Genomic DNA, 1,290 nt, shown 5'->3' with positions numbered 1-1,290 from the left:
GCTGTCGGCGGACGGCGCGCTGCTGCGCGCGGCCGTGGCGGCCGACCTCGACACGCTGGCCGAGACCATCGGCGGTCCGTCCGACGCGCAGCCAGGGCCGGCGCGGCCGCTGGCCGACCTCGACCACGGCGCCGACGACTACCGGCGGATCGTGGCGGGGGCCGTCGAGGACATCCAGGCCGGCCGGTTCCGCAAGGTGATCCTCTCCCGGGTCGTCCCCGTCGAGGGCGAGATCGACCTGGTCGCGACCTACGAGCGGGGGCGGCGCGGCAACACCCCGGCCCGTTCCTTCCTGCTCGATGTGGACGGCGTGCGCGCGATCGGGTTCAGCCCGGAGACCGTGGTCGAGGTCGGCGCCGACGGCCGGGTCTCCACCCAGCCGCTGGCCGGCACGACGGCGTTCGACGGCGGCGTCGGGCCCGACGGTCCGGGCGGCGACCGGGCCCGGCGGGAGGCGCTGCTGCGTGATCCGAAGGAGATCTACGAGCACGCGGTGTCGGTGCAGGTGGCCCAGGACGAGCTCCGGCCGCTGTGCGCGCCGGGCACACTGATCGTCGACGAGTTCATGACCGTCCTCGAGCGGGGCAGCGTGCAGCACCTGGCCTCCCGGGTCAGCGGCCGGCTCGCGGCCGGCTTCGACGGGTGGGACGCGCTGGGGGCCGTCTTCCCGTCCGTCACCGCCAGCGGGGTCCCCAAGGACGCCGCCTGCGCGGCGATCCGGCGCTACGAGCCGTCGCCGCGCGGCCTCTACAGCGGTGCCGTGATCAGCGCGACCTCGGACGGCGCCCTCGACGCCGCCCTCGTCCTGCGGACGGTGTTCCAACGCGACGGCCGGACCTGGCTGCGGGCCGGGGCCGGGGTCGTCGGGGCGTCGCGCCCGGAGCGGGAGCTGACGGAGACGAAGGAGAAGCTGCGCAGCGTCAGCCGCTTCCTCGTGCCGGCCCAACCGGCCCAACCGGCCCAACCGGCGACGGCGCTGGCGGCGGCCGAGGCGACGGCGGTCGCCGATCTCGCGAGGCTGCGGCGCACCGCCGCCGAGCTGATCGAGGAGGATCCGGCCGATCTCGCCGACGACGACAACCTCTTCGAGCGCGGCCTGGAGTCGATCGCACTCATCCGCGCGGTCGGGCAGTGGCGGCGGGCCGGCATCGAGGTCAACTTCGCGGAGCTGGCCGAGAACCCGACCGTGGACGGCTGGTTCAAGCTGCTGGCCAGCCGGCAGCCCACGGCCGCGCGCCAGCCCGGGACCGATCGACCAGGCAGCGAGCCGGCCCCGGCCGGACCGGCGGC

Annotated in this window: 1 protein-coding gene; it reads left to right on the top strand. The window is 76.0% G+C overall.

Annotated features, from left to right (window positions below):
• Positions 1-1,290 (top strand): salicylate synthase (locus ND748_RS32200; RefSeq protein ID WP_251750045.1); only part of this gene is annotated, 1,290 nt, incomplete at both ends.

It is taken from the genome of Frankia sp. AiPs1, from assembly GCF_023716945.1.
Classification (GTDB): domain Bacteria; phylum Actinomycetota; class Actinomycetes; order Frankiales; family Frankiaceae; genus Frankia.
Note: the sequence above shows the minus strand (reverse complement) of the source record. Positions and strands in the feature narration are given on the sequence as shown.